General features: G+C 29.2%; 18 protein-coding genes, 1 pseudogene and 1 other annotated feature. Of the genes and pseudogenes, 9 read left to right on the top strand and 10 right to left on the bottom strand.

Features of this window, described 5'->3' with window-relative positions:
* Positions 1–14: 14 nt before the first annotated feature.
* From Q3304_RS06365 to Q3304_RS06350, 4 genes are all read right to left on the bottom strand, one after another.
* The gene (locus tag Q3304_RS06365; RefSeq protein WP_407815004.1) at positions 15–1,958 is read right to left on the bottom strand and encodes a YARHG domain-containing protein; all 1,944 of its coding nucleotides are present in this window, start codon (positions 1,956–1,958) and stop codon (positions 15–17) included.
* 178 nt (positions 1,959–2,136) lie between these two features.
* Entirely contained in the window at positions 2,137–2,595 is a 459-nt protein-coding gene (locus tag Q3304_RS06360; protein WP_054270712.1) for a hypothetical protein, read from the bottom strand.
* 179 nt (positions 2,596–2,774) lie between these two features.
* Positions 2,775–4,172 (bottom strand): asparagine--tRNA ligase, encoded by a 1,398-nt coding sequence (gene asnS, locus Q3304_RS06355; protein WP_054270713.1) that lies wholly within the window; start codon positions 4,170–4,172, stop codon positions 2,775–2,777.
* Positions 4,173–4,249: 77 nt separating this feature from the next.
* Positions 4,250–4,484: a binding site (T-box leader), on the bottom strand.
* Positions 4,485–4,685: 201 nt separating this feature from the next.
* Positions 4,686–4,880 carry a DUF3787 domain-containing protein gene (locus Q3304_RS06350; protein ID WP_021385202.1) on the bottom strand — a complete coding sequence of 65 codons (195 nt, stop codon included), beginning with the start codon at positions 4,878–4,880 and terminating at the stop codon, positions 4,686–4,688.
* A 470-nt stretch (positions 4,881–5,350) separates the two neighbouring features.
* Here Q3304_RS06350 and Q3304_RS06345 point away from each other — a divergent pair, with 470 nt between their 5' ends.
* From Q3304_RS06345 to Q3304_RS06320, 6 genes and pseudogenes are all read left to right on the top strand, one after another.
* A complete protein-coding gene (locus tag Q3304_RS06345) occupies positions 5,351–6,310 on the top strand; it encodes a conjugal transfer protein (protein ID WP_407815005.1) in 960 nt (319 codons plus the stop codon).
* An 87-nt stretch (positions 6,311–6,397) separates the two neighbouring features.
* Complete coding sequence (locus tag Q3304_RS06340) at positions 6,398–7,018, top strand: Crp/Fnr family transcriptional regulator (RefSeq protein WP_407815006.1); 621 nt, start codon at positions 6,398–6,400, stop codon at positions 7,016–7,018.
* Between the two features lie 155 nt (positions 7,019–7,173).
* A complete protein-coding gene (locus Q3304_RS06335; protein ID WP_054273873.1) occupies positions 7,174–7,956 on the top strand; it encodes an aminoglycoside 6-adenylyltransferase in 783 nt (260 codons plus the stop codon).
* A 58-nt stretch (positions 7,957–8,014) separates the two neighbouring features.
* Positions 8,015–8,941, top strand: a complete 927-nt coding sequence (locus Q3304_RS06330) for a hypothetical protein (RefSeq protein ID WP_074179690.1) — start codon at positions 8,015–8,017, stop codon at positions 8,939–8,941.
* Between the two features lie 13 nt (positions 8,942–8,954).
* The gene (locus Q3304_RS06325) at positions 8,955–9,221 is read left to right on the top strand and encodes a hypothetical protein (protein WP_407815007.1); all 267 of its coding nucleotides are present in this window, start codon (positions 8,955–8,957) and stop codon (positions 9,219–9,221) included.
* A gap of 12 nt (positions 9,222–9,233) precedes the next feature.
* Positions 9,234–9,479: pseudogene (locus tag Q3304_RS06320) on the top strand (GNAT family N-acetyltransferase); the annotation flags it as partial.
* A 75-nt stretch (positions 9,480–9,554) separates the two neighbouring features.
* On the opposite strand, the gene cspC reads toward Q3304_RS06320, so the two are convergent.
* The 4 genes from cspC to Q3304_RS06300 form a co-directional block, all read right to left on the bottom strand.
* Entirely contained in the window at positions 9,555–11,228 is a 1,674-nt protein-coding gene (gene cspC / locus Q3304_RS06315; RefSeq protein ID WP_243192607.1) for a bile acid germinant receptor pseudoprotease CspC, read from the bottom strand.
* 9 nt (positions 11,229–11,237) lie between these two features.
* Positions 11,238–14,633 carry a bifunctional germination protease/germinant receptor pseudoprotease CspBA gene (cspBA, locus tag Q3304_RS06310; protein WP_407815008.1) on the bottom strand — a complete coding sequence of 1,132 codons (3,396 nt, stop codon included), beginning with the start codon at positions 14,631–14,633 and terminating at the stop codon, positions 11,238–11,240.
* 241 nt (positions 14,634–14,874) lie between these two features.
* Entirely contained in the window at positions 14,875–16,071 is a 1,197-nt protein-coding gene (locus tag Q3304_RS06305) for a VWA domain-containing protein (protein WP_054270718.1), read from the bottom strand.
* A gap of 20 nt (positions 16,072–16,091) precedes the next feature.
* Positions 16,092–16,913, bottom strand: a complete 822-nt coding sequence (locus Q3304_RS06300; RefSeq protein ID WP_407815009.1) for an AAA family ATPase — start codon at positions 16,911–16,913, stop codon at positions 16,092–16,094.
* A 469-nt stretch (positions 16,914–17,382) separates the two neighbouring features.
* Here Q3304_RS06300 and Q3304_RS06295 point away from each other — a divergent pair, with 469 nt between their 5' ends.
* Positions 17,383–18,477: an AI-2E family transporter gene (locus tag Q3304_RS06295; RefSeq protein ID WP_054270720.1), complete on the top strand. Its 1,095-nt coding sequence runs from the start codon at positions 17,383–17,385 to the stop codon at positions 18,475–18,477.
* Between the two features lie 150 nt (positions 18,478–18,627).
* A complete protein-coding gene (locus Q3304_RS06290; protein ID WP_054270721.1) occupies positions 18,628–18,984 on the top strand; it encodes a hypothetical protein in 357 nt (118 codons plus the stop codon).
* A gap of 92 nt (positions 18,985–19,076) precedes the next feature.
* Here the strand turns inward: Q3304_RS06290 and eam are convergent, their stop codons facing one another.
* Complete coding sequence (gene eam / locus Q3304_RS06285) at positions 19,077–20,345, bottom strand: glutamate 2,3-aminomutase (protein ID WP_021385198.1); 1,269 nt, start codon at positions 20,343–20,345, stop codon at positions 19,077–19,079.
* Between the two features lie 379 nt (positions 20,346–20,724).
* Positions 20,725–22,128, bottom strand: a complete 1,404-nt coding sequence (locus Q3304_RS06280) for a PLP-dependent aminotransferase family protein (protein ID WP_054277023.1) — start codon at positions 22,126–22,128, stop codon at positions 20,725–20,727.
* Positions 22,129–22,253: 125 nt separating this feature from the next.
* Here Q3304_RS06280 and Q3304_RS06275 point away from each other — a divergent pair.
* On the top strand, positions 22,254–22,889 hold a 636-nt coding region (locus tag Q3304_RS06275; protein WP_407815010.1), incomplete at its 3' end, for an aspartate/glutamate racemase family protein.

Here is a 22,889-nt window from a genome sequence, read left to right as displayed (position 1 = left end):
AAATATATTATTATCTAATTTTCCATTTCTTTAATCAACGAAACATTTTGCTTTTCTATAGAATTTAACACATCTGTATCAGCTCCTATATCATAATCTGGCTGATACCATGATTTATTACTAAAATAACTCTTATATGGCTCTTCTTTAAACACATACCCATATCTTGCAAATATTTCATTTCTTATATAGGCTAACTCTCCTTTGCTATAACCCTCGAGTTCTTCTCTAGTCAAAACTCTTGAATCACTATCATATATAATATAATCATCATCATAACTTACTTCTTTACTTTTTGAGTTAGAATCTGAATTTGAATCACTTTTACTGTTCTTGGTATTATTTTTTTCTTTATCACTCTCATCACTTGTTTTATTATTTATGCTTTTGATAAATTTATCAGCTTCTTCTTTGGAAATTTTGTTAAGTGTACCACTTACTTTGTCAGCTTCTAATGAAATTTCATTACTATTATATCTAGTTACAGACAGTTTTTTATTTGATGAACTATCCTTACTTTTTAATACCATACTATTGCTATCTGAACTTTCTACTTCATATTTAATCGTATAATTACCTTCTTCTTGGTTTTTAGTATAAAGTTTTATTTTATCAGGTTCTTCAAACTCAAATATATTATACTCATCAGCCTTCCAAAAACCACTTAAATCTTTTGGCTCTAGATTTTTAGAATAAATCAATTCATTTTCTAAATAAATCTCTGAGTACTTTTGTATATTACTCATTTCAACTTTATCTTTCTTAGTCTTCATATTATAAAAATGTACTTCCTTATTCTTGCTAGAATATACTATGTTCTCTGAATTAAAGGAATAACCAATCACATCACTTGCTATCTTCTCTTTATCTAAAAATAATTCACCACTTGATTTAATATAAAGTAATTTATCATTATTAATAATAGATAAATTAGAATTTTCTTTCATGTCATTTCCTATTTTTTCTTCTTCTTTATTATCTTTCTTGATATATATGTCACCATCAGAATTTATAAATACAATACCATCATTAATTAAACTTATATAATCAATATCAGATTTTATTTTCTTAGATTCGTCTTTTCCTACTTCTTTTTCATATAATTCATCATCACTATTTATAAAGTAAAATTTATTATTTCTATATCTATAAGACCTAACATCTGATGCTATTTTTTCACTTTTTCCATTTTTATATAAATACAATTCTCCTTTTAAGTCTTTATAATTATACTCACTTATATACATAATATCTTCTTCATCAGATTTTACTCCCCATAAATTTGATACATCCGAACTAATCTTAACTTTATCATTTTTATCTAAGCTTTTTAAGTATAAATTATCATCATTATTTATAAATATCACATCGCCTTTATTGTTTATAATATCAAAATTTTTTATATCTGTTGATATTTTTTCTTTATCTTCATTTTCTTTATATAGATATAACTCTTCATCTGTATTAACATAATATATATACTTTCCATCTTGAGATATCTTATATAATACAACATCATTGGCTATTTTTTCTTTGTCTTTCCCATCATACTTTACATACAAAGAATTTTCTGATGATATATATGCCATAGTCTTTGAAGAAGGAATAAATTCATATGAGTTAAGTTCACTAGAAATTAAGTCTGATGCTAATTTTTCCTTTTCTTTTTTTAAATTGTATTTATACAAATTATTCTCTTTATCCTGAATTAATATAGATTGCTCCCCATTTATATAATCTCTCTTTGTATCTATAGGTATATCTGATGCTATTTTTTCTTCATCCTTACCTTGTGTCTTTATATATACATCTGTCATACCATCAGAATTATCCTCATCTCTTTTTAATAGTATAAGAGAATTATCTCTTTTATCCTGACTATTTTTAGAATTATTTTTTGTACAACCTGTGCATATAAGTACCAAACTTAAAACCATAAATAACCATTTCTTAGACATTCTTACTCCCCCTCATATAATAGATAATGTAATAAATATTTTTTATATTTAACATTTTACACATTTTCATACTATAGCCTTATATATTTGTAATATAAAGCTAGCCTACAAATTCATTTATATTTTTTCCATAATTATCTAAAATCACTTTATAGTTTATAGTATATCACAACAAACGTTATCCTATCACATTAACTATAACTACTCCAAAAGCCTTTAATGCTTCTTGAAGTACTTCATTTCCTCCATAAGGATATCCTATGGGATTAAAATAAAGTTTTGAAGTTTTTTCTTCAATCATTTTACAACCTTCTATTGTATAATCACCTATACCAATTTCAGAAAATACAGTTTCAAAATCCCACGGAACAGATTTCAAATACTCTTGTCTTTTTTCTTCATCTAACTGTTTATATTTCTCCCAAAACATTTTATTTTCTTCTTCTGTTGGCCACCAAAAATAATCTAATTCTTCTCTATAATAAAAATCTTCCACTCTTTCTAAAATATAATATTCCAAATCATTAACTTGTACACAATCATTTTTTATACTTGCTATATATGAAAATAAATTCTCAATCCTCTTAAATACTTCAATATTATCAACATTAAATTCAATAAAACAAAATTCACACATCATATTCCCCTCCTAACTTGAATACTTTATACTTATATTGTATTGCAAAATAAAATTAATTAAATCATATGTTTACAAGTACAATAAAAATAACTTGCATATATCCAAACTAGATAATATACAAGTTATTTACTATTTTTATGCTTAAAATTATATAATTTTACTATAATTTATAATTATTAGAATTCAGCATTCTTAGGAGTTCTTGGGAAAGGTATAACGTCTCTTATATTAGACATACCTGTCATATACATAATTATTCTTTCAAATCCAAGACCAAATCCAGAGTGAGTAGCAGTACCAAATTTTCTAAGCTCTAAATACCACCAGTAATCTTCTTCTCTTAATCCCATTTCATGAATTCTATCTAATAAAACGTCTTCTCTTTCTTCTCTTTGAGAACCCCCAACTATTTCTCCAACACCAGGAACTAATAAATCCATTGCTCTAACAGTTTTACCATCTTCATTCATTCTCATATAGAATGCTTTTATATCTTTTGGATAATCAGTTACAAATACTGGACAGTTGTATATTTGCTCTGTTATATATCTTTCATGCTCAGTTTGAAGGTCACATCCCCATTCAACTGGATACTCAAATTCATGACCTGATTCAATTAATAACTCTACTGCTTTAGTGTATGTTATTCTAACAAATTCAGAGTTTACTATCTTATTTAATCTTTCTAATAATCCTTTATCTATAAAACTATTAAAGAATTCCATTTCTTCAGGAGCATTTTCTAAAACATAACTTATAACATATTTTATCATATCTTCTGCAAGTTCCATGTTATCTTCAAGGTCTGCAAAAACTATTTCTGGTTCTATCATCCAGAACTCTGAAGCATGTCTTCCTGTGTAAGAGTTTTCAGCTCTAAATGTAGGTCCAAAAGTATAAACATTTCTAAAAGAAAGTGCCATTATTTCAGCATTTAATTGTCCACTAACTGTTAAATTTGCTTCTTTTCCAAAGAAATCTTGAGTATAGTCTATTTTTCCATCTTCAGTTTTTGGAATATCATTTAAATCCATAGTTGTTATTCTAAACATTTCTCCTGCACCTTCACAGTCACTACCTGTTATGATTGGAGAATGTGCATATACAAAGTTTCTTTCTTGGAAAAACTTGTGTATAGCATATGCAGCTATTGATCTTACTCTAAATACAGCTGAGAAAGTATTACTTCTTGGTCTTAAATGTGCTATTGTTCTTAAGTATTCAAGTGTATGTCTTTTCTTTTGTAGCGGATATGAACTATCTGATTCCCCTTCTACAACTATACTTTTTGCATGTATCTCTACAGGTTGTTTAGCTCCTTCTGTAGATACCAATTCACCTTCCACAAATATAGATGAGCTTATTGCTAATTTTCCTATTTCTTTAAAATTTTCTACTTTCTCATCAAATACTATTTGCATATTCTTAAAAAAGCTTCCATCATTTAACTCTATAAATCCAAAGTTCTTAGATACTCTAGATGTTCTTATCCATCCAGCTACTTTTACAGTTTTTCCTATGTACTGCTCTTTGTCTCTGTACAATTCTTTTACTGTTATAAATTCCTTTTGCATTTTAAATCCTCCTAGTATAATTATTATTAATTTCTTATAAATATAATTTCAATAAAAAAAAGCCCTTCATCCCTATATAAAGGGACGAAAGACTATTACTCTCGCGGTACCACCCTAATTGTCATAAATGACCTCTTAGTTAAGCAATGCTTAAAGCCTATAACGGTGCCTTCCGTCTAAGTCTACTTGCTAAACAAGCTTTCGATTAGAAACTCCAAGATGTTCTTCAATATAAACCTCGTATTGAGCTCTCACCGTCCTCAACTCGCTAAAACTACATTTTATATCTACTCTTCTCTTCACAGTATTTATCTTTTATTATTTCCGCTAATTAACAAAATTATACCAATTTATAAATTTTTAGTCAATAAATTTATGAAATTGATACTGATTGCTATTTATAAAAAAAGTAGAGTAGCACATTGTTCATCAAACTAGATATAAGTCTACAAGCCAATACTACTCTACAAAATTACAATAAATACTTATTTTTATCATTGAATCTTACAATTTTTATAACTTACTTCCATTGTCAACCCAATCTTTTGCTTCCTCAACACTATTAAGTGAAGGTATTGAAACTTTACTATGAGGTTTTAATTTTTCAACATCAGCCCATGCTGCTGTTGACTCATTTCCAACTAAAAGTGGACTTCTAAGTCTTTTATTATCTTTGCCTTTTAATGCTCTTGCTTTCTTATTTTCCAAAACTATCACCTCTATTATTTATTTTGTAATAGTTTTAGCAATTTTTCAAATTAAATTCATAAGTTGAGATTATAATGATTTTTAAATAAATAATATACATTTTTAATACCTAATTCATTCCTATTTTTATCCAAAATTTTTATTTCATATTACAAAATATACGACTATCTTTTTATTTTAATATTAATTTTTGGTACTATTTTTTAATATAAAAAACATACTAAAAATCTGATTATCCCCTAGAACACAGTACCTATCCGCATATATACAGGACTAACAAAGCCATTTTACTACTAATTTACTACTACCGAATGAGCCTTGATACGTTGATAAGTCCTAGAAATGCAAAGATATGGTATTAACACATCAGTATTGTATCAAAAAAAAACTAAATATTTTATAGAACATGGAGCACGAAAAAAGGTGTTCCTTTTCTATTTGCAGTTGTTCTTAATTGAGCGTCTTTTTTCATGCAAAATTACTATGAAAGGAAATACTATGCTCTTGAAGAAACAGCTCCAGCAGGTTATGTATTGAATCAAAACAAGATTCCATTTGAGTTAAAATATGCAGGTCAAACCGTAGATACTGCGGTTCAATCTACTACTGTAAAAGAAGTCGTTATAACTGGTGGCTTTGACCTTGTGAAATTTGGAAACTATGACTGGCAAACAACATTAGCTAGTATCTTAAATCCAAAAGAAATCATTGAGAAACAGGTTGTTGATACGAATAGCATAGAGAGTTTTGTAGAATCCTTTAGCAAGGAATATTTTTCATGGCAACAGTCGCAAGATTCACAGGACAAACGAATTGAATGTTTGAAGAATTATCTGACTGAAAACCTACAACAGTTGAATACTGAAATGGTTCGCTCGGATATTCCTACTAGTTCTATTGTCAACAGCTTTCAAGTATGGAGTGTGACACAGAACAATGAAAATGCCTATGATGTACTCTTTTCAGTAGGACAACAGATTTCAGAGGGCGAGAACAAAAAGAATATCGCTTCCACCTATACTGTTACTGTCTATGTAGATGAAGTAGGCAATATGGTAATTATTAAGAACCCTACCATTGACAGCAAGCCACAAAAGGCAAGCTATGAGCCTGTACTTTCTGATAGTGACGGAACGGTGGACGCAAATACAACAGAGGAAATTAATAGTTTCCTAGACACATTCTTCAAGCTCTATCCTACTGCAACAGAAAAAGAGCTATCTTACTATGTAAGTAATCAAGCATTTGATGTAATTAATAAAGATTATGTATTTGTGGAACTTGTGAATCCTGTTTATACACAAGTTAACAATCAAGTGACTGCTATTGTAACAGTGAAATACCTTGATAAGGAAACCAAAGTTACACAGCTTTCCCAGTTTGAGCTTACTTTGCAGAAAAATGACAACTGGAAAATAATAATGGAATAGTTTCTATGTAAATATATTTTTACTATCTTACCTAACTAATTGAAAGATGATATAATTTAATCAAAGATTTGGTAAGGAGGGATGAATATGCATTTAATTGATTTTATGAATGAAGATATTAAAAAGAAGCTTGTTAAAAAAACGTATAAAAAGAAAGAGACTATTCTTTTTGCTGAGCAAGAAAATGAATATGTAATTCTTATGATTGACGGTATTGCAGAAGCATTCATCTTAAATGTGAAAGGAAACATCTCAACTATTCATCTTTATAAAAGTGGTAGTTTTTTTGGAGAAATGGAACAATTTAATGATGGGAAAAAACCCGTTGAAATTGTCGCTTTCACAGATTGTAATGTATATAAACTTCATAGAGATGATTTTTTAAACTGGTTAAGGGGAGATTTTGAAGCTACAAAATTTCTGATTCGAGAAATATCTAGTAAATTAGTTGTAAATGCTGAATTAATTGAAGAATTATCATCTTTAAGTGTTAAAGAACGACTTCTGAGGTGTATATCCTTACACTATTATAGAAGTGAATTAAATCTGCTTACCAAAAAACAGCTTGCTAGCGAAGTAAACGCTCCAATTAGAAGCATTAATCGTGCTATAAATGAATGTGTACAAGAACATCTAATTGCTTATGAAAACAAAAGATTTAGTGTAATTAATCAGCGAGAGGTATTAAAGAATATTCCTACAACATAAGTATAATTTCAAAAAAGTATTGGATAATAATTATTCAATACTTTTTTATTTCGGGTCAAGTGACCTATTTTTTTTTATTTCTTCATTATATAATACTCCTATGCATAATTATGTTGGATTGATAGCTAATAAAAGAAAATGAGAGGTGTTATATTATGACTAAAACACAACAGGAAATGATACAAAACGTATTAGAATTTTCAAAAAGAGATAGTAGGATAATAGGACTTGCAATTAGCGGTTCTTATATCACAAAATCGTTAGATGAATATTCTGATTTGGATTTTCTGATTGTAGCAGATGATAAATCCTATGAAGAAGTTATCGAAGAGAGATTACTTATTGTGGAACAGTTTGGAACATTAGTTTCTGCTTTTACTGGCGAACACGTTGGAGAACCTCGATTGATAATTTCCCTCTATGATTCCCCTGTTCTTCATGTTGATTTTAAGTTTACAACCTTAGATGGTTTACTAGATAGGGTTGAAGATTCAGCTATTCTCTATGAAGAAAACAACTGCATAACAGAAATTTATTCTAAAAAAGAAGCATACTTCCCAACTCCAGACTTACAGTGGATTGAAGATAGATTTTGGATTTGGGTTCATTACGCTTGTACTAAGATTGGACGTAGAGAATTATTTGAAACAATTGATTTTTTATCTTTTTTAAGACAATCAGTACTTGCCCCATTAATACAGCTTCTCTTAGGTAAATTACCTCGTGGAGTTAGAAAAATTGAATTGGACGCACCCCAATATATTGAAGCATTAGAAAAGACGGTTGCTACCCATGAATATGAAAGCTGTGTTAATGCATTGCAGGCTACTATCAACCTGTATCTTGAGTTAAGAGAGGAATTATCACAAAGTCCTATTGTCCGAAAGGTTGAAGCTGAAAGGGTTGCATTACAGTATTTTCAAGATTTAATCAAATAAACCCAAAGTAAAAAAACATTGAATAGTAAATTTGAAAGTAACAGTATGGAGGATAACTATGAGTGATATTTTAAGTAGAATTACAAATAAAATTGGGGATAAGAATATAGTTGATAAGTTAGCAGCTCTATCAAAATCAGATTTGAACTCACTTCTATTAGAAGTGTTTGATAGACAAGCAAATACTTTAACTGCAACTGATATTCTAAAGTCATACCAACTAAATAGATTTACTATCCCTAGCGGTATAGATCCAGAAGAAATTCATGCTTTGGAATCAAAATTATTGAGAAAAGCATTCAATATGGATATCAAGACGATTATGCTTTCTCCCTCTGCTCCATTAGGTAGTTGTAGCGTTTTTGGCTCCGTAGATCAATATAACGTAGTAAGTGCTCTACGAGGGACAGAAACACTTGCAGACCCCTCAAATATGTTGGCAATAATTATTGCTGATAAATTAAAAAGAAAAGAAGAAAATAATACCATACCTATCCACATGGCTACTACTGCTAGGGCAATAAGAGCACAAAATTTTGTAGGTAAAGGTTTATATTCACATTTTGGCTTATATTGTATGGTTTCATCTGGTATAGATACAGGGTCTTACACTTGTGAAAAAATGTTGTTAGAAAAGCACTTAAACTATTATAAAGATATATTAAGTGAAATAGAAAATGTTCGTTTCTCTATTATTCTACGCAAAAGAAACGGATACAAAGATAATGACGGATTTTTCGACAGAATGGTTGAAACTATCAAACTTATTTTTCCTAATATAGAGTTATCAATTCATAATGATGATGTTGATAATAATTATTATAAAGGTATCAATTTCAAATTATTGGTCAAACAAGGAAATGAAACCGTTGAAATAGTTGACGGTGGATTTGTTGACTGGACTTATCAAATGCTTGGAAATAAAAAAGAACGCTGTTTGATAAGTGGTATTGGCTTAGAAAGATTTCTTGTAGCTGTTTCATAAAAGGAGAAGAAAAATGGAACTTATAGAGTGGAATTATGCTTATATTACCGATTTAGTTGAGTTTGCGAATGATAAAGAAATTGCAGAGAATCTTCGTGACAACTTCCCCCACCCTTATAGGGAGCAAAACGCTAGAGATTTTATTAGTTTTTGTTTGGCAACTCCAGATGTTAAACAACTTAGCTATGCTATTTTTTATCAAGAAAGGGCTATTGGAAGTATCTGCCTAACATTTGAAGAAGATACCTCTATTAATAAAAATGCTGAATTAGGTTACTAGCTTGCTAGGAACTATTGGGGCAAAGGGATAGCAACAAATGCAGTAAAAGAAATATGCAAAATTGCCTTTGAAAAATACAACCTTAACAAAATTCATGCTAATGTATATTCCTACAATAGAGGGTCAAGTAAAGTATTGGAAAAATGTGGTTTTAAGATTGAAGAATACTGTCACAATTCCATAATAAAGAATAGAAAAATGCCGATACTCCTTGTAGATACAGGATATATCGGCATTTACCAACTTATGAAAAGATAATCAAATTTAATATAAGTTTTTTTTATGACAAACTATACAATAAAATTAAACTACTAATTAAAGATACTTTTTTATTTACAAAGTATTTGCTATCTGTTGAATTGTATTTTTCAAATCTAAAATCCCATATCCTTGTGATACATTAGGATATGTATATATATCAAGTTTTGTTGCTCCCAATATTAAATATGTTTTTAAAACTTGTGTAAATAATGATAACCTTGGTATATTATCTTGTTTTTCTAGATATTCCATTAATAAAGCTAAGACACCAGTAACTATAGAACTACTAATACCTGTTCCTGTTCCTGTATTATATGTTCCATTTTTGTATGTAGATATTATGTCTACACCTGGTGCTACTATATCTGGTTTAATTCCTCTTCCTCTAATTGGACCTTTTGAAGAACCAATCCACATACTATCTGTTTTATTGTTAAATGTACCCACTGTGATTACATCATCACTAGCCGCATACATCGTTATTGTCGCAATTGAATCAGGGTCCAGAAATCTTGTATCTGGAGCTATCAGGTTTTTATTCGGTAAATATATATCATATTCTCCTCCTATTATAAGTTCTGAAGTCAATCTTAAAGTCCATACTCCAGGTTTTATATCTCTTAACTTTATCTCCAAGTTTTCTTTTCCAGAAGTGATATATGGATAAATAAATCGCATTGCATAAGTAGTATTTTCTAAGTTGAATTTTCCTCTATATACATAAAAGTCTGGAGAATATCTTATATCATGACTAACTTCACCTGAAGGAGATATTATCTGTGCTCCTATTTTATCTGGACCATTTGTATTTAGTGTTATATCAAGTGCATAGTCATCCCCATCTTGTATTATTACATCTTGTACTTCACCTACACTACTAAATCTGCCAGAATAATGAATATCTGTATTGCCTTGATTACCTGCACCACTTACTACTACCACACCAGCACTACTCAACAGATTAAAAGTATCTAATATCGAAGTAGTTGCTACAGCACCTGATTTAACTCCAATAGTTAAATTTATTATTATAGGTTTATTTTCTGTTCTTGCTATATTAGTAACATATGTTATAGCAGCTAGAAAATCTGAAACACTGTAATTTATCCTTCCAGCATAATAAGTATCCACATATGATTTTAATTTAACCACTATTAAGTCTGATTCTGTAGTAATACCTCTATACTGTGAATTTACCCTTCCATTCCCAACCAATATACCAGAAGCCAAAGTTCCAGTACCTATATTATCTTGACTTAAACTCCCATCATTTCTACTTATAGCTATATTTAACTCACTTCTTGTAAATTCACTTCCAAAAATAAAACCTTCTGGAGGTGGATTTGTATTTGCTTCTTGGTCCCATAGTTTTAAAACTTTACTACTTCCATCCGCATTTATAAAGTCAGGATGTAAGTAATCTATGCCTGAATCTATAACTGCCAGTAAGATTCCTCTTCCTGTTATATCATTGTATGGATTTTCATAGATATATTCAGTTTCGGCAGCTGTAGTAATAGTTTCTCCGTTATTTACATTGTTAGTTATATCAATCAGACTACTCATAGGAGCTGACTCTTCCCACCATGCTACTTGCAATATGTTATTTAAAATAGTTTCATCAAAATCCATAGGTACATATATTACTGCAAGCTGGCTATTCAAAACCATATACCTATTTATACCATTTTCTTGGAGTGCAGTTTCTATATCGCCTTGATAAATTATACAATAAGATTTTTCCATAACTCCCTCCTACCTTAACACATCAAACATACCTCTAACATCTAAAGAACCATATCCGGCACTTGTATTTGGATATACTGTATTTAAATTTTTCTTAGCCCCAGCTTGCATAAATGTTTTTACTTTTTGAACATATGCTTGATTTGGATATCTACCATCAGCAAAAGTATATTGAAAATACATTGCAGCAGCTCCTGCAACATGTGCACTTGCTGCTGCTGTGCCAGTTATAGTTGCATATTTATTTCCAGGATAAGCTGCTATTATATTTACTCCTGGTGCCACTAAATCTGGCTTTAATCTATTTTCAATAGTTGGTCCTCTTGATGAACTTTGCCATAAACTATTATTAATAGTGTTATATGCTCCTACAGTTATTAAATCATCTTGAATAGCTGGATAATTTATAGTAAAAAAAGGGTCAACTTGTCTAAATCTAGTTCCACTTTTTATAAGCACTCTATTTGGTAGATACAAGTTATATATACCATTTATAATATAAACCCCAACTAATCTGATTTTCCATACCCCTCTTTTAGCATTTCTCAAAGTAATATTAGTAAACTGCTGACCTGAAAAAGTAGTTGGATATACATATGTTATAGAATAATAAGTTCCTTCTAAATCAAATAGACCAGTGACTCTATTGTAACTTGATACGCCTACACTTTTACTTTCTTCACCTGAAGGCGATACTATTATTACATCTGCCTTATCTGGCTTGTTTAACCAAAGTTCTAATGATAATTCTTCTTCATCTTCACTTAACTCTAGCTCAATATCAACAGAGCCACCTGCATGTAGTATTCTTCCAGATGTATGTGTTTGTGTATTACCCTCATTTCCTGCCCCTGCTGTTATACATAGACCTCTTGTAAAGAAAGCTTTTTCACTATTACTCCTATTAGTTAAGCCAGCTAGACTACTGCTACCTAAAGATACATTTATAACTACTGGTCTTCCAAGTTCAAAAGCTTTTTTATATGCATACTGAGACGCAGTAAATAGCATCGCACTATTATAAAAACCATCTATCTTACCAAGTTTTATTATTATTAATTCTGCATCTTCTGCTATCCCTGCATATTCACTATTTACATTTCCCAATCCTGCACATATACCACTAAGCATTGTTCCTTGACCAACCTCATCTTGAGATAGACTAGGGTCATTATTTGCAATAGCTCGATTTATATCTTCTCGTGTATATTCTGTTCCAATATAAAAACCTTCAGGTGGACTTCCTTCTTTGGTTTGGTCCCATAAATATACTATCTTTGAAGTTCCATCTGGATAAATAAAATCTTTATGTAGATAGTCTATTCCTGTATCTGCAATCGCTATTAGAGTACCCCTTCCTGTTATTGTAATATTTGGATTGTTTTTAAAGAAATTTACACCTATCTCTTCTGTTGCAACTATACCACCAAAAGTCCCTTGATTAATAGTTCCAAGTAATGACATTTTTATAGTTGATTCTGACCTTATAATTGATGGAAGTTCCAATATCCTTTGTATACTATTATAATCAGAAGCATCTATAGGTAATATGCCTAATGAATCACTTAATTTAATAAAATTAGAGCCCATACCTAAAGCATTTAATTCACTTTCAAATTCAGGAGTATGAATTATATTTATTCCTGCCAGAACCCCAGTTTGTCTATTCATATCCTCATTACAAAAACTATCTAAGCTAATATCATTTTTTATATTATTATAACCATCTATAAGTTTATAATTATTTTCTTCATCTTTAAATGATTTGTTAACACTTCTATATACAATACCATCAGTCTCCAAGTCTTGATTTATATTAGATAAGGTGTATAAATCTATATCTGCTAAACTTAAAAACCCAAAGCCTGATGAATTGTTTGGGTAAGATTGATTAGTTAATCTTCTTGCCCCTTTTAAAAGTAATGCTCTTAATTTCTGAGAGTATAAAAATAAATCATTTCCATTTACAATTCCCCACTCCATAAATAATGAACAGACACCTGTAACATGAGGAGTAGCCATACTAGTTCCACTTAATGCTCCACTTGTACCTCCTGGTAAAAAAGATATTATATCTTCTCCCGGAGCCAATAAATCTGGCTTAAATACACCTAATTGTGTATCTCCTTCCCCAGAAAAAATGGATACTATATCTGTTCTTGAATTAAAACTACCTACTGTTATAACTCTACTTGCTGTCCCAGGAACTGTTACAGTAAGTTCTTGAGTAGGAATCAGAAATCTAGTATTTCTATTTAATCCTTCAGAAGTTGGCAAATATATGTTTACATTACCAGTTACAATGTCTATTGGTTCAAATATAATTCTCCATAAACCTGGATTTATTTGTGTATTTGAACTTAATTGCAAGGTCACTCTCCTTGTGAGAGAATATGGTGCTATAGGATAAAAATAACCAGTTACTCTAGTTTCTCCCAAAGTATTTCTTATTTCGCCTGAAGTCAGAGAAATTGATTGTGTTTGAGTATTTGATGGACTTACCAAATGTACACTAAAGTCATCAACAAAATCTGGCCATATATTTATATTTAATATACGTTCTCCTTCTCCAACTACAAACTCAACTTCTTCTGTAATATTATTTCGCAGTCTAATCCTTTTATGACCACCTTTATCTGCATTATTTCCAGCTGCTACAACTATATTATTTTTCCAAAACAAACACATATCATCTATATATTGTTCAAATAAGGATGTTCCCCTATGTGAGCCTTCATTACTTCCATAACTTATGTTTAGCGTAACAGGCATTCTTAATTCTAATGCCCTATCTAAAATAAATTTAATTGCCCTCATGAACTCTGTACTTCTTGAAAAAACATCTGTCTGTATATTTCCTACTCTCACCACTATTATCCTAGCATCACTTGCAATGGTTGCACAGATACCTCCAACATGTGTCCCATGTAAACTGGTTGTTGAAATAGGTATATACATATTTCCATCTATTGCATTATTTATATCTTCATTAGTATATAATGTCCCCTCTCTAAAACCCTCTGGTGGATTTCCCTGAATAGATTGGTCCCAATAATATAATATTTTAGACCTTCCATCACTATCTCTAAATACAGGTAGAGTATAATCTATTCCCGAATCGATTATACCAATTATAGTTCCTTTTCCAGTTAATCCAGTTCTATTCTTAAACCCTGTTATTCCTGTACTTGAAAAACTTTGAACATCCTGAGTCTGTAATATGAAAGGTTTTTCTATAAATTCAATTTCTGGATAAGTCAAAAGTGTATTTACATCTTCTTCATTATTTGATGTTATTATCGCATATGATGAATTAAGTATCTCTACTGAAACTCCTAATTCTTGTTCTAATTTCAATATATCTCCATTGTATTTTACAATTAATTCATAATTTATTATAATCACCTCGATTTCTAAAATTATTATTAATGTATATGTTTTCTGTAGTTCTAAAATGTATCAGAGTATATAATTTTTAAATTTCATTTATGCAAACATATCTTCTAAATAGTATATACTATTTAGAAATACTTTAGTTTTTTAGTTCATTACACCCTTTTTTGTATGAAATCAGATATATTTTTATTATTTCAACAATTAAAAAGAGGCTTATCTCTATTTTGAGACAGCCTCATTATTATTTATTTTACCTTGACACCATTAAATTTTTTAGTGCTTTCTCCAAACCTTTTACAGTTAATGGAAACATATTAAATTCACCTTGTATTAATCTTTGAGTCTGATACCAATAACTAATTGAATCCCATCCATCTCTCAATTCTGGATTCAACCATACTATTTTACTATACTTTCTTTTAAATATTTTTAGCCATTCTATTCCAGGAGTATAATTGTATGGTCCACGGTAATTACCACCAATATTAAGTAACTCAGTAGGTGACATGGAAGCATCTCCCACAATTATAACTTTATAGTTTTTATCTATATTTTGTAATATCCATTCAGTATCAATAGATTTACTTAGCCAACATTCAGGTGTTGTAAATAATCTATCATAAATACAGTTATGAAAATAATATACTTTTACATCTTTAAAATGGTTTGATTTACTTACAGACTGGAATAATGTATTACATAGAGTGCTATATCCTCTCATTGAGCCACCTGAGTCCATAAGTAATAAAAGCTTCACTGTATTTTTTCTTGGCTTCTCAAAAAACAACTTTAAATACCCTGCATTATTACAAGTCTCTTCAATAGTCTTATCCAAGTCAAGCTCTGTTTTTGGAGTATCTATTCTAGTAGAAAATTGACGAAGCCTTTTTAGTGCTACTTGAAACTGACGCATATTTAGAACTTCATCATCTCTAAAATCTCTATATTTTCTTTCTCCTGCAACTTCCAAAACAGCTCTCCCATAGGTTGAATTTCCACCTATACGTATACCAGTTTGTCCCTTTCCTGAATGCCCTAATTCAGAAGTACCTCCTGTTCCTATCCAATAATTACCTCCATTATGTGGAGAATCTTGTTCTTTTATACGTTCTTCTAACTTAGCTCTTAATTCATCAAGATTTATATTGGGATTTTGTTCTAGTCTTTCAAATTCTTCTAAATTTATATCTGTTTTATTAAGCCAATTCATAATTTCTTCTGGAATTTCTTCTTGATGTTCTATTCCTTTAAAATACTCTAAAAATACTGCATCAAACTTATCAAAATTACTTTCACTTTTTATTAAAATCATCCTACAAAGGTAGTAGAAATTTGAAAAATTTGAATAACAAAGACCTTTGTCCAATGCTTCGATTAAAGTCATCCACTCATTTAAAGATATATCTAATCCTCTTGCCCTCAATAAATAAAAAAATTTAATAAACATAATTATCCAGCTCCTATTAACTATAAACGTCTTTGCATAGATTCAATATCCTCGTTATTTTTAAGTAGTATTCCTGCAAAAGGAACTTCTTTCTCTATTTTTTCGATAGGAATTCCACTCAAAGTTAATGCTTGTATCCAGTCTATTAATTCTGATGTACTAGGTTTCTTTTGTATTTCTTTTAGCCCTCTAATCCAATAAAAAGTAGTCATTACTTGTTCTAATAGATGTTCTTCTACCTTATCAAAATGTACTTTGACTATTTCTTCCATCATCTCTTTATCAGGAAATTCTATATAATGGAATATACATCTTCTCAAAAATGCATCTGGAAGTTCTTTTTCTGCATTTGAAGTTATAATAACTATAGGTCTTTGTTTAGCCTTTACAGTTTCTTTTGTTTCATTTATGTAAAACTCCATTTTATCTAATTCCCAAAGCAGGTCATTTGGAAATTCTAGGTCTGCTTTATCTATTTCATCTATTAAAAGAATTACTTGTTGCTTTGAACTAAATGCTTCTCCTAATTTACCATATTTTATGTACTTACTAATATCGTCTACTCCTTCTCCTCCAAATTGACTGTCATAGAGTCTTTGAACAGTATCATATACATAAAGACCCTCTTGAGCTTTTGTAGTTGACTTTATATTCCAAATTACTAAATCTTTTTTTAGTTCATTTGAAATCGCTTGTGCAAGCATGGTCTTACCTGTTCCAGGTTCACCTTTAATCAAAAGTGGTTTTTCAAGAGCAATAGCAACATTAACTGATGCCATTAATTCTGGTGATACCACATAATCACTAGTACCTTTAAAATTACCTATTTCTTTTTTTATCATAAGTTCTACTCCTTTTAAACAATAATTTTCTAAATGTATATAGATACTTTATTACTATTTTTAATATAAAAAATAATAAGACAATACATTTGTATAGTATTATTCTAAAATTCTATATCCAAGTAAAATTACCTCTAAAATATTTAAATTTTATCTTTATTTGTCATAATTAAATGAAATATATATTTAAAAAAGCATGAAAAGAGAGTATCTTATACAAAATTTAAATTATAATAAACTTACTTTAACCGAGAATATCACTTTTTTTAGAATTAAGTTATATATAAACATAACTTAATTAATTTTCATCATTTTTAATCATAAATATAAAATTTTAATGTATTTATAATTTCATATTAATCATACTATATTAATACTGCTTTTTATTGTATAATAAGCTATAAATATTAACTTGAACTTAAATTTAGATATTTTAAAATTTAACAAATATAAGAAAGGTTGTGTTGTTTTGCAAGATAAAAAAATTTATTTAAATATTGTACTTACGGTGGTTGTTTCATATATCTTAATTAAAGTTATTGATAATTATAAATACTTTTTTGGAATGGTAAGTCTATTAATGTCACTATTGACACCATTTATAATAGCATTTATATTAGCATATATATTCAATCCATTAGTAAAGTTTTTGGAAAGCAAACTAAATTTTAAGAGAATATACTCATTACTTCTTACTTATGGTGTACTCATAGTTATACTAATTGCCTTTATACTATTTACAGTTCCATCCATAGTAAATAGTTTAGCTGATTTGGTATCTCAAGTTCCTACATATATAGATAAAACAGAGCAGTTTTTATTTGATTTAGGTAAAAGTTTACAATCAGTAGACCCTAACACACTAAAAGAATACGGTGACAAAATTATGAGTGTAATGCCTAAGTTTAGTAACTTGCTTATTGGCTCACTTGGAGGAATATTTAGTACTACATTCTCTGTTGGAAAATTTATAGTACAATTTCTTTTAGGTTTTATAATTTGTTTCTATATATTATTAGAAAAAGAAAAATTCTTATTATTTACGAAGAAGATAGTTTATATTTCTTTGGGTAAAAAGTATGGAGATTTTATAATAGAATTATGTCAGAGCTTAAACATGAATATTGGTAAATACTTTACAGGAAAGATTCTAGACTCTTTTATAGTTGGAGTACTTTCTGGAATTGGTCTTTACTTTTTAAAATCTGAATATGCACTGTTATTTGGTACGCTTATGGGTGTTATGAATATGGTTCCATATTTTGGTCCAGTAATAGGTATGGCACCAGTTGTAATAATTAATTTATTCTCTAATCCAACAACTGCACTAACTTCTTTAATTTATTTAATAATAATTCAGCAAGTTGAAGTTACATTTATAGAACCAAAAATCGTAGGTGGACAACTAGGTCTTAGTCCATTTTTTACAATACTAGCAGTTACTGTTGGAGGAGGATTTTTTGGTATACCAGGCATGATTCTATCAGCCCCTGTGATGGGTGTTATAAAGATATATTTCTGTGAATTTGTAAATCGTAGACATGATAAAATACAGATGGAATAAAAATACAATTTAATTACGATTTTGTAATCAAAGGTTACAGCTGTGTAACTGTAATATTATTCTCTTTAATGGTAATATTTAATTATAGGAAACATACAATATTATTAAGTAATGAATCTTATATAATTAAACACGAAAGAGGGTTTTAGTATGAAAAAAGCACTTATATCTTTATTAGTTTTATCTTGTTTGTTATTAACTGCACCAGTAAATGAATCTTCTTATGCTGATTCACAAAAGAATGTTCCTGTAAGCCAAAATACTAAATTGACTCAAGAACAAGCTAAAGAACTTTTAATAAAATACAACAATGAAGTTGATTACATATATCAAGGAAATGCTAGCGATTTCGAAGCACTAAAAGCTAAAAATCTTAACGGTTATGTATTTTTACCAGATGCAGATGGTGACATCGGTTACTTTGTAAATGAAAATACTTCTGAGATATATTACTTCCACCCAAGTGGATATCTTGAATTAGTTAATCAACAACAAAATAATAAATAACTAATAAAAAATGGATGCAAATTGATATAAATTTAGCATCCATTTTATTTTTATTTTAAAGTTGTTTCTTTTTTTTGCAATTTAAATATTTATTAATCTTGAGCTTGCTCTTTTATAAGTTTCTTTATATCTACAGCAGGTTCATCTTCCATTTTTACAACTTTACCTTCCCATGTTCTAAGCATAACATAATCTGTTCCTTTTGATACAAGGTATTGTGGAAGTAATGGAGTTTTTCCTCCTCCTTTTGGAGCGTTAACTATATATGTTGGTATAGCCATTCCTGATGTATATCCTCTTAGATACTCCATTATTTCAAGACCATCATCCACTGATGTGTTAAAATGTTTTGTTCCCTTTACATGCTTGCTTTGGAATATATAATACGGTTTTACTCTTATTTTTAATAATTCTTGATTTAAACATCTCATTACAAATTTATCATTATTTATACCATTCAATAACACTGCTTGATTTCCTAATGGAACTCCTGCATTTGCTAGCTTTTCACAAGCTTCTTTAGATTCTTTAGTTATTTCCATTGGATGATTGAAATGTGTATTTATATATATAGGATGATATTTTTTTAGCATATTACAAAATTCATCTGTAATTCTTTGTGGCATTGTAACAAGAGTTCTAGTTCCTAATCTGACATAATCAACATGTGGTATTTCTTTAAGTTGACTAAGAATCCATTCTAAATAATCATCTTTTAATGTAAGAGCATCTCCTCCAGTCACCAACACATCTCTTATTTCTTCATTTTCTCTAATATAGTCTATAGACTCTTGTATAATAGCTTTTGACTTGTGAGAATCTTGTTGACCAATATTTCTTCTTCTTTGACAGTGTCTACAATACATAGCACACTCATTTGTTACATTTATTATCAGTCTATCTGGATATCTTCTTGTTATACATCCTGCTGGATTTGTGTACTCTTCTCCCATTGGGTCTAAATCTTCTTGTTCATCTTCCAATTCTATATGTGTTGGTATGGACAGTAATTTTATTGGGTCACATATATCTTCTGGGTCTATCAGACTCAAATAATACGGGGATATCGCCCATCTAAACTGAGTACCAACCTCTTTTATATATTCTTTTTCTTTTTTAGTTAGAGTTATAATTTTTGATAAAGTATCTACATCTGTTATTCTATTTGATAATTGCCATTTGTAGTTATTCCAATCTTCTTCTGTTCCATTTAATAAATTTAATATTTTCTGTTTTCGTTTATTTATCTCTTCTTCTTTTTCAAGCCCTCTGTTAATCGTTTTTCTAGCCTGAATATAATCATCAATTTTTGATTTTAGTTCAGCAGCTCTCTCTAAGGATATTCTAGTTTGTTCATTCATAATTCTTCGCTATCAAAATTAACTACTCATATTATTTGATAGCATCCTCCTTTCTGATGTGTTTATATCATTCTGATAGGCAGATTTAACTTTGCCATATAGATTTTATAACAAATGAAATTGAACTTATTTTTGCATTTTTTCTGTTATTTTACACATTTGTGAATATTTTTCCACTTTCGTCAATAAATTACAATATATTATGCATTTTTTTTAACAAATGATTAATTTTTTCTATTTTTAAGAATTATTTTACCATAAAACGATTATATTTTCAAGATTATTAAAGTTAAAATTTTAATAGAAAATAAAGTATTTCATTAAATAATAAAAGCGGAGGCTTATTATAATAAATTTCTCCGCTTTTTTATTTATTTAATTAAATCATAGTAAAATAGCTCTGATTCTTAAGAAGTGACTTTATTATATTCAGACCTTTTTCCAATTCTTCTACATCCTTTGGAGCTGTTACACAAATACGAATTGCTTTTGGTACTGTAGAATTGCCAACAGAAAAACGTTCAGCACAATACACTTGAACTCCTAGATTTTTTGCACATATTTCAAATGACTTTCCATCCAATTCGTCAGGAAGAAGCAACCAACGAAAACTACAATTTTTATCACCAATTAAACTGTAATCTGATAAAATTTTATCAGCAACTTCATTTCTTTTTACAATCTCATCTTTTTTCTCTTCTATAATCTTATCTATAATAGGAGAATATAGTAAACGGTGTACTATTTCTGCCATAAATGGAGATACCATTAAATTCATGTTATATAGTGCTTTTTCTAGATTTTCCATATAGCCTTTTGGAGCAACTACAAATGCTATTCTAAGACCAGCACATAAAAATTTAGACGTGCTAAAAATATATACAGTATTGTTACTAGCCAAAGAAAATATAGGCGTTTGTATATTAGGTCTAAGAATACTATTTATTGCATCTTCAATGATTATTATATTATACTTTTTTGCTATATCTGCTATTTTTTGACGAGACAAGTTAGACATAGAATGTGTTGTTGGATTATGATAGTCTGGTATAAGATATATGCCTTTTATATTTTCATTTTTACAGTAACTTTCAAGAGATTCTGCTGACATTTCATTATTTTCTTGAGGAATTGGAATCAATTGAATACCTATCATTTTAGCTATTGATTTAATTCCAGAAAAACTCAAAGAATCTGTAGCAATCCTATCACCAGTTTTAAACAACCCTAGTAAAGTTGCACATATAGCATTCTGAGCACCTGTAGATAGTAGTATATTTTCTTCATTAGTATATAAATTATTTCTTTCTAACCATTTTGCAATTGATTTTTTTTGCATATATGTACCAGACGGAGACATGTATTGCAAAAACCTATCCATTTCTGGTTGTTTTAACACATTTTTAATAAAATCAACAATATATGTATTTTGCTCATAGGGAGGATGCACTGTTCCTAGTTCAATTATATCTTTTGATTCTGTTTGATATAACAATGTATTGCTCACATTTACATCAGATGAAATAAAAGTTCCTTTTCCCACTTTTGCACATATCAACCCCTTCTCTTCACAAAGTTTAAATGCTCGTGTTATTGTACTCAAATTTAAATCGAGAAAATCTGCTAATTCTCGTTGTGGAGGTAATTTATCTCCAGGATTTAAATTTCCTCTTTTAATATCTTCTTCTAATAACATCGCCAAAGTTTTATATATTGGTGGCTTTCGACTATTTAATTTTGGCTTCCATGTCATAGGATAGTTTTCAAATGAATTTATTGGCATATAATTACTCCTTTTAATATAATTGTCCTCCATACAATTTTATTATTGTATGCTTTTATTCTAGATGCTATACTTGTATTTGTAAATAGCTATTTCCAAATACAGAGAACAAGAGAGGTATCAATATGAAGACTATAGGCTTAATTGGAGGAATGAGTTGGGAAAGTACCATTACATATTACCAAGTTATTAATACAGTAATAAAAGAAAGATTAGGTGGGCTACATTCTTCTAAATGTATACTTTACAGTGTAGATTTTCAAGAAATTGAAGAATGCCAGTCTAGTGGAAATTGGGAAAAAAGTGCTAAAATTCTATCTGATGCTGCAATTAAATTACAAAATGCAGGGGCAGATTTTATTGTTATATGCACTAATACTATGCATAAAGTGGCAGATAAAATACAAGAAAAGATACACATCCCACTACTAAATATAGCAAATGTAACTGCTGAAGTATTGAAAGAAAAAGAAATAAAAAAAGTAGCTTTATTGGGTACTAAATATACAATGGAGCAAGATTTTTATAAAGATATAATTATTAATAATGGAATTGAGGTTTTAGTTCCAAATGAAGAAGAACGTGTAATAATAAACAATACAATATTTAACGAACTTTGTGTAGGAATTGTATCTGAATCTTCAAAGAAAGCTTTCTTATCTATTATAGATACGCTTGGTGAGCAAGGTGTAGATGGTATTATATTAGGATGTACAGAAATAGGTCTTCTAATTAAACAAAATGATACTTCTATTCCACTA

The sequence above is a fragment of the Clostridioides sp. GD02377 genome (assembly GCF_045899875.1).
Lineage (GTDB): Bacteria > Bacillota > Clostridia > Peptostreptococcales > Peptostreptococcaceae > Clostridioides > Clostridioides difficile_A.
The sequence above is the reverse complement of the archived record's forward strand: the minus strand, read 5'-3'. Positions and strand labels throughout refer to the sequence as shown.

Coding starts and splice junctions, on each gene's coding strand:
- cspC (WP_243192607.1), bottom strand. CDS start 11,228: ATGGAAAAATCTTATTGTATAATTTATCAAGGCGATATAGAAACTGCA.
- Q3304_RS06280 (WP_054277023.1), bottom strand. CDS start 22,128: ATGCCAATAAATTCATTTGAAAACTATCCTATGACATGGAAGCCAAAA.
- Q3304_RS06340 (WP_407815006.1), top strand. CDS start 6,398: ATGCATTTAATTGATTTTATGAATGAAGATATTAAAAAGAAGCTTGTT.
- asnS (WP_054270713.1), bottom strand. CDS start 4,172: ATGCAAAAGGAATTTATAACAGTAAAAGAATTGTACAGAGACAAAGAG.
- Q3304_RS06300 (WP_407815009.1), bottom strand. CDS start 16,913: ATGATAAAAAAAGAAATAGGTAATTTTAAAGGTACTAGTGATTATGTG.
- Q3304_RS06330 (WP_074179690.1), top strand. CDS start 8,015: ATGAGTGATATTTTAAGTAGAATTACAAATAAAATTGGGGATAAGAAT.
- Q3304_RS06345 (WP_407815005.1), top strand. CDS start 5,351: ATGCAAAATTACTATGAAAGGAAATACTATGCTCTTGAAGAAACAGCT.
- Q3304_RS06335 (WP_054273873.1), top strand. CDS start 7,174: ATGACTAAAACACAACAGGAAATGATACAAAACGTATTAGAATTTTCA.
- eam (WP_021385198.1), bottom strand. CDS start 20,345: ATGAATGAACAAACTAGAATATCCTTAGAGAGAGCTGCTGAACTAAAA.
- Q3304_RS06365 (WP_407815004.1), bottom strand. CDS start 1,958: ATGTCTAAGAAATGGTTATTTATGGTTTTAAGTTTGGTACTTATATGC.
- Q3304_RS06290 (WP_054270721.1), top strand. CDS start 18,628: ATGAAAAAAGCACTTATATCTTTATTAGTTTTATCTTGTTTGTTATTA.
- Q3304_RS06360 (WP_054270712.1), bottom strand. CDS start 2,595: ATGTGTGAATTTTGTTTTATTGAATTTAATGTTGATAATATTGAAGTA.
- Q3304_RS06325 (WP_407815007.1), top strand. CDS start 8,955: ATGGAACTTATAGAGTGGAATTATGCTTATATTACCGATTTAGTTGAG.
- Q3304_RS06305 (WP_054270718.1), bottom strand. CDS start 16,071: ATGTTTATTAAATTTTTTTATTTATTGAGGGCAAGAGGATTAGATATA.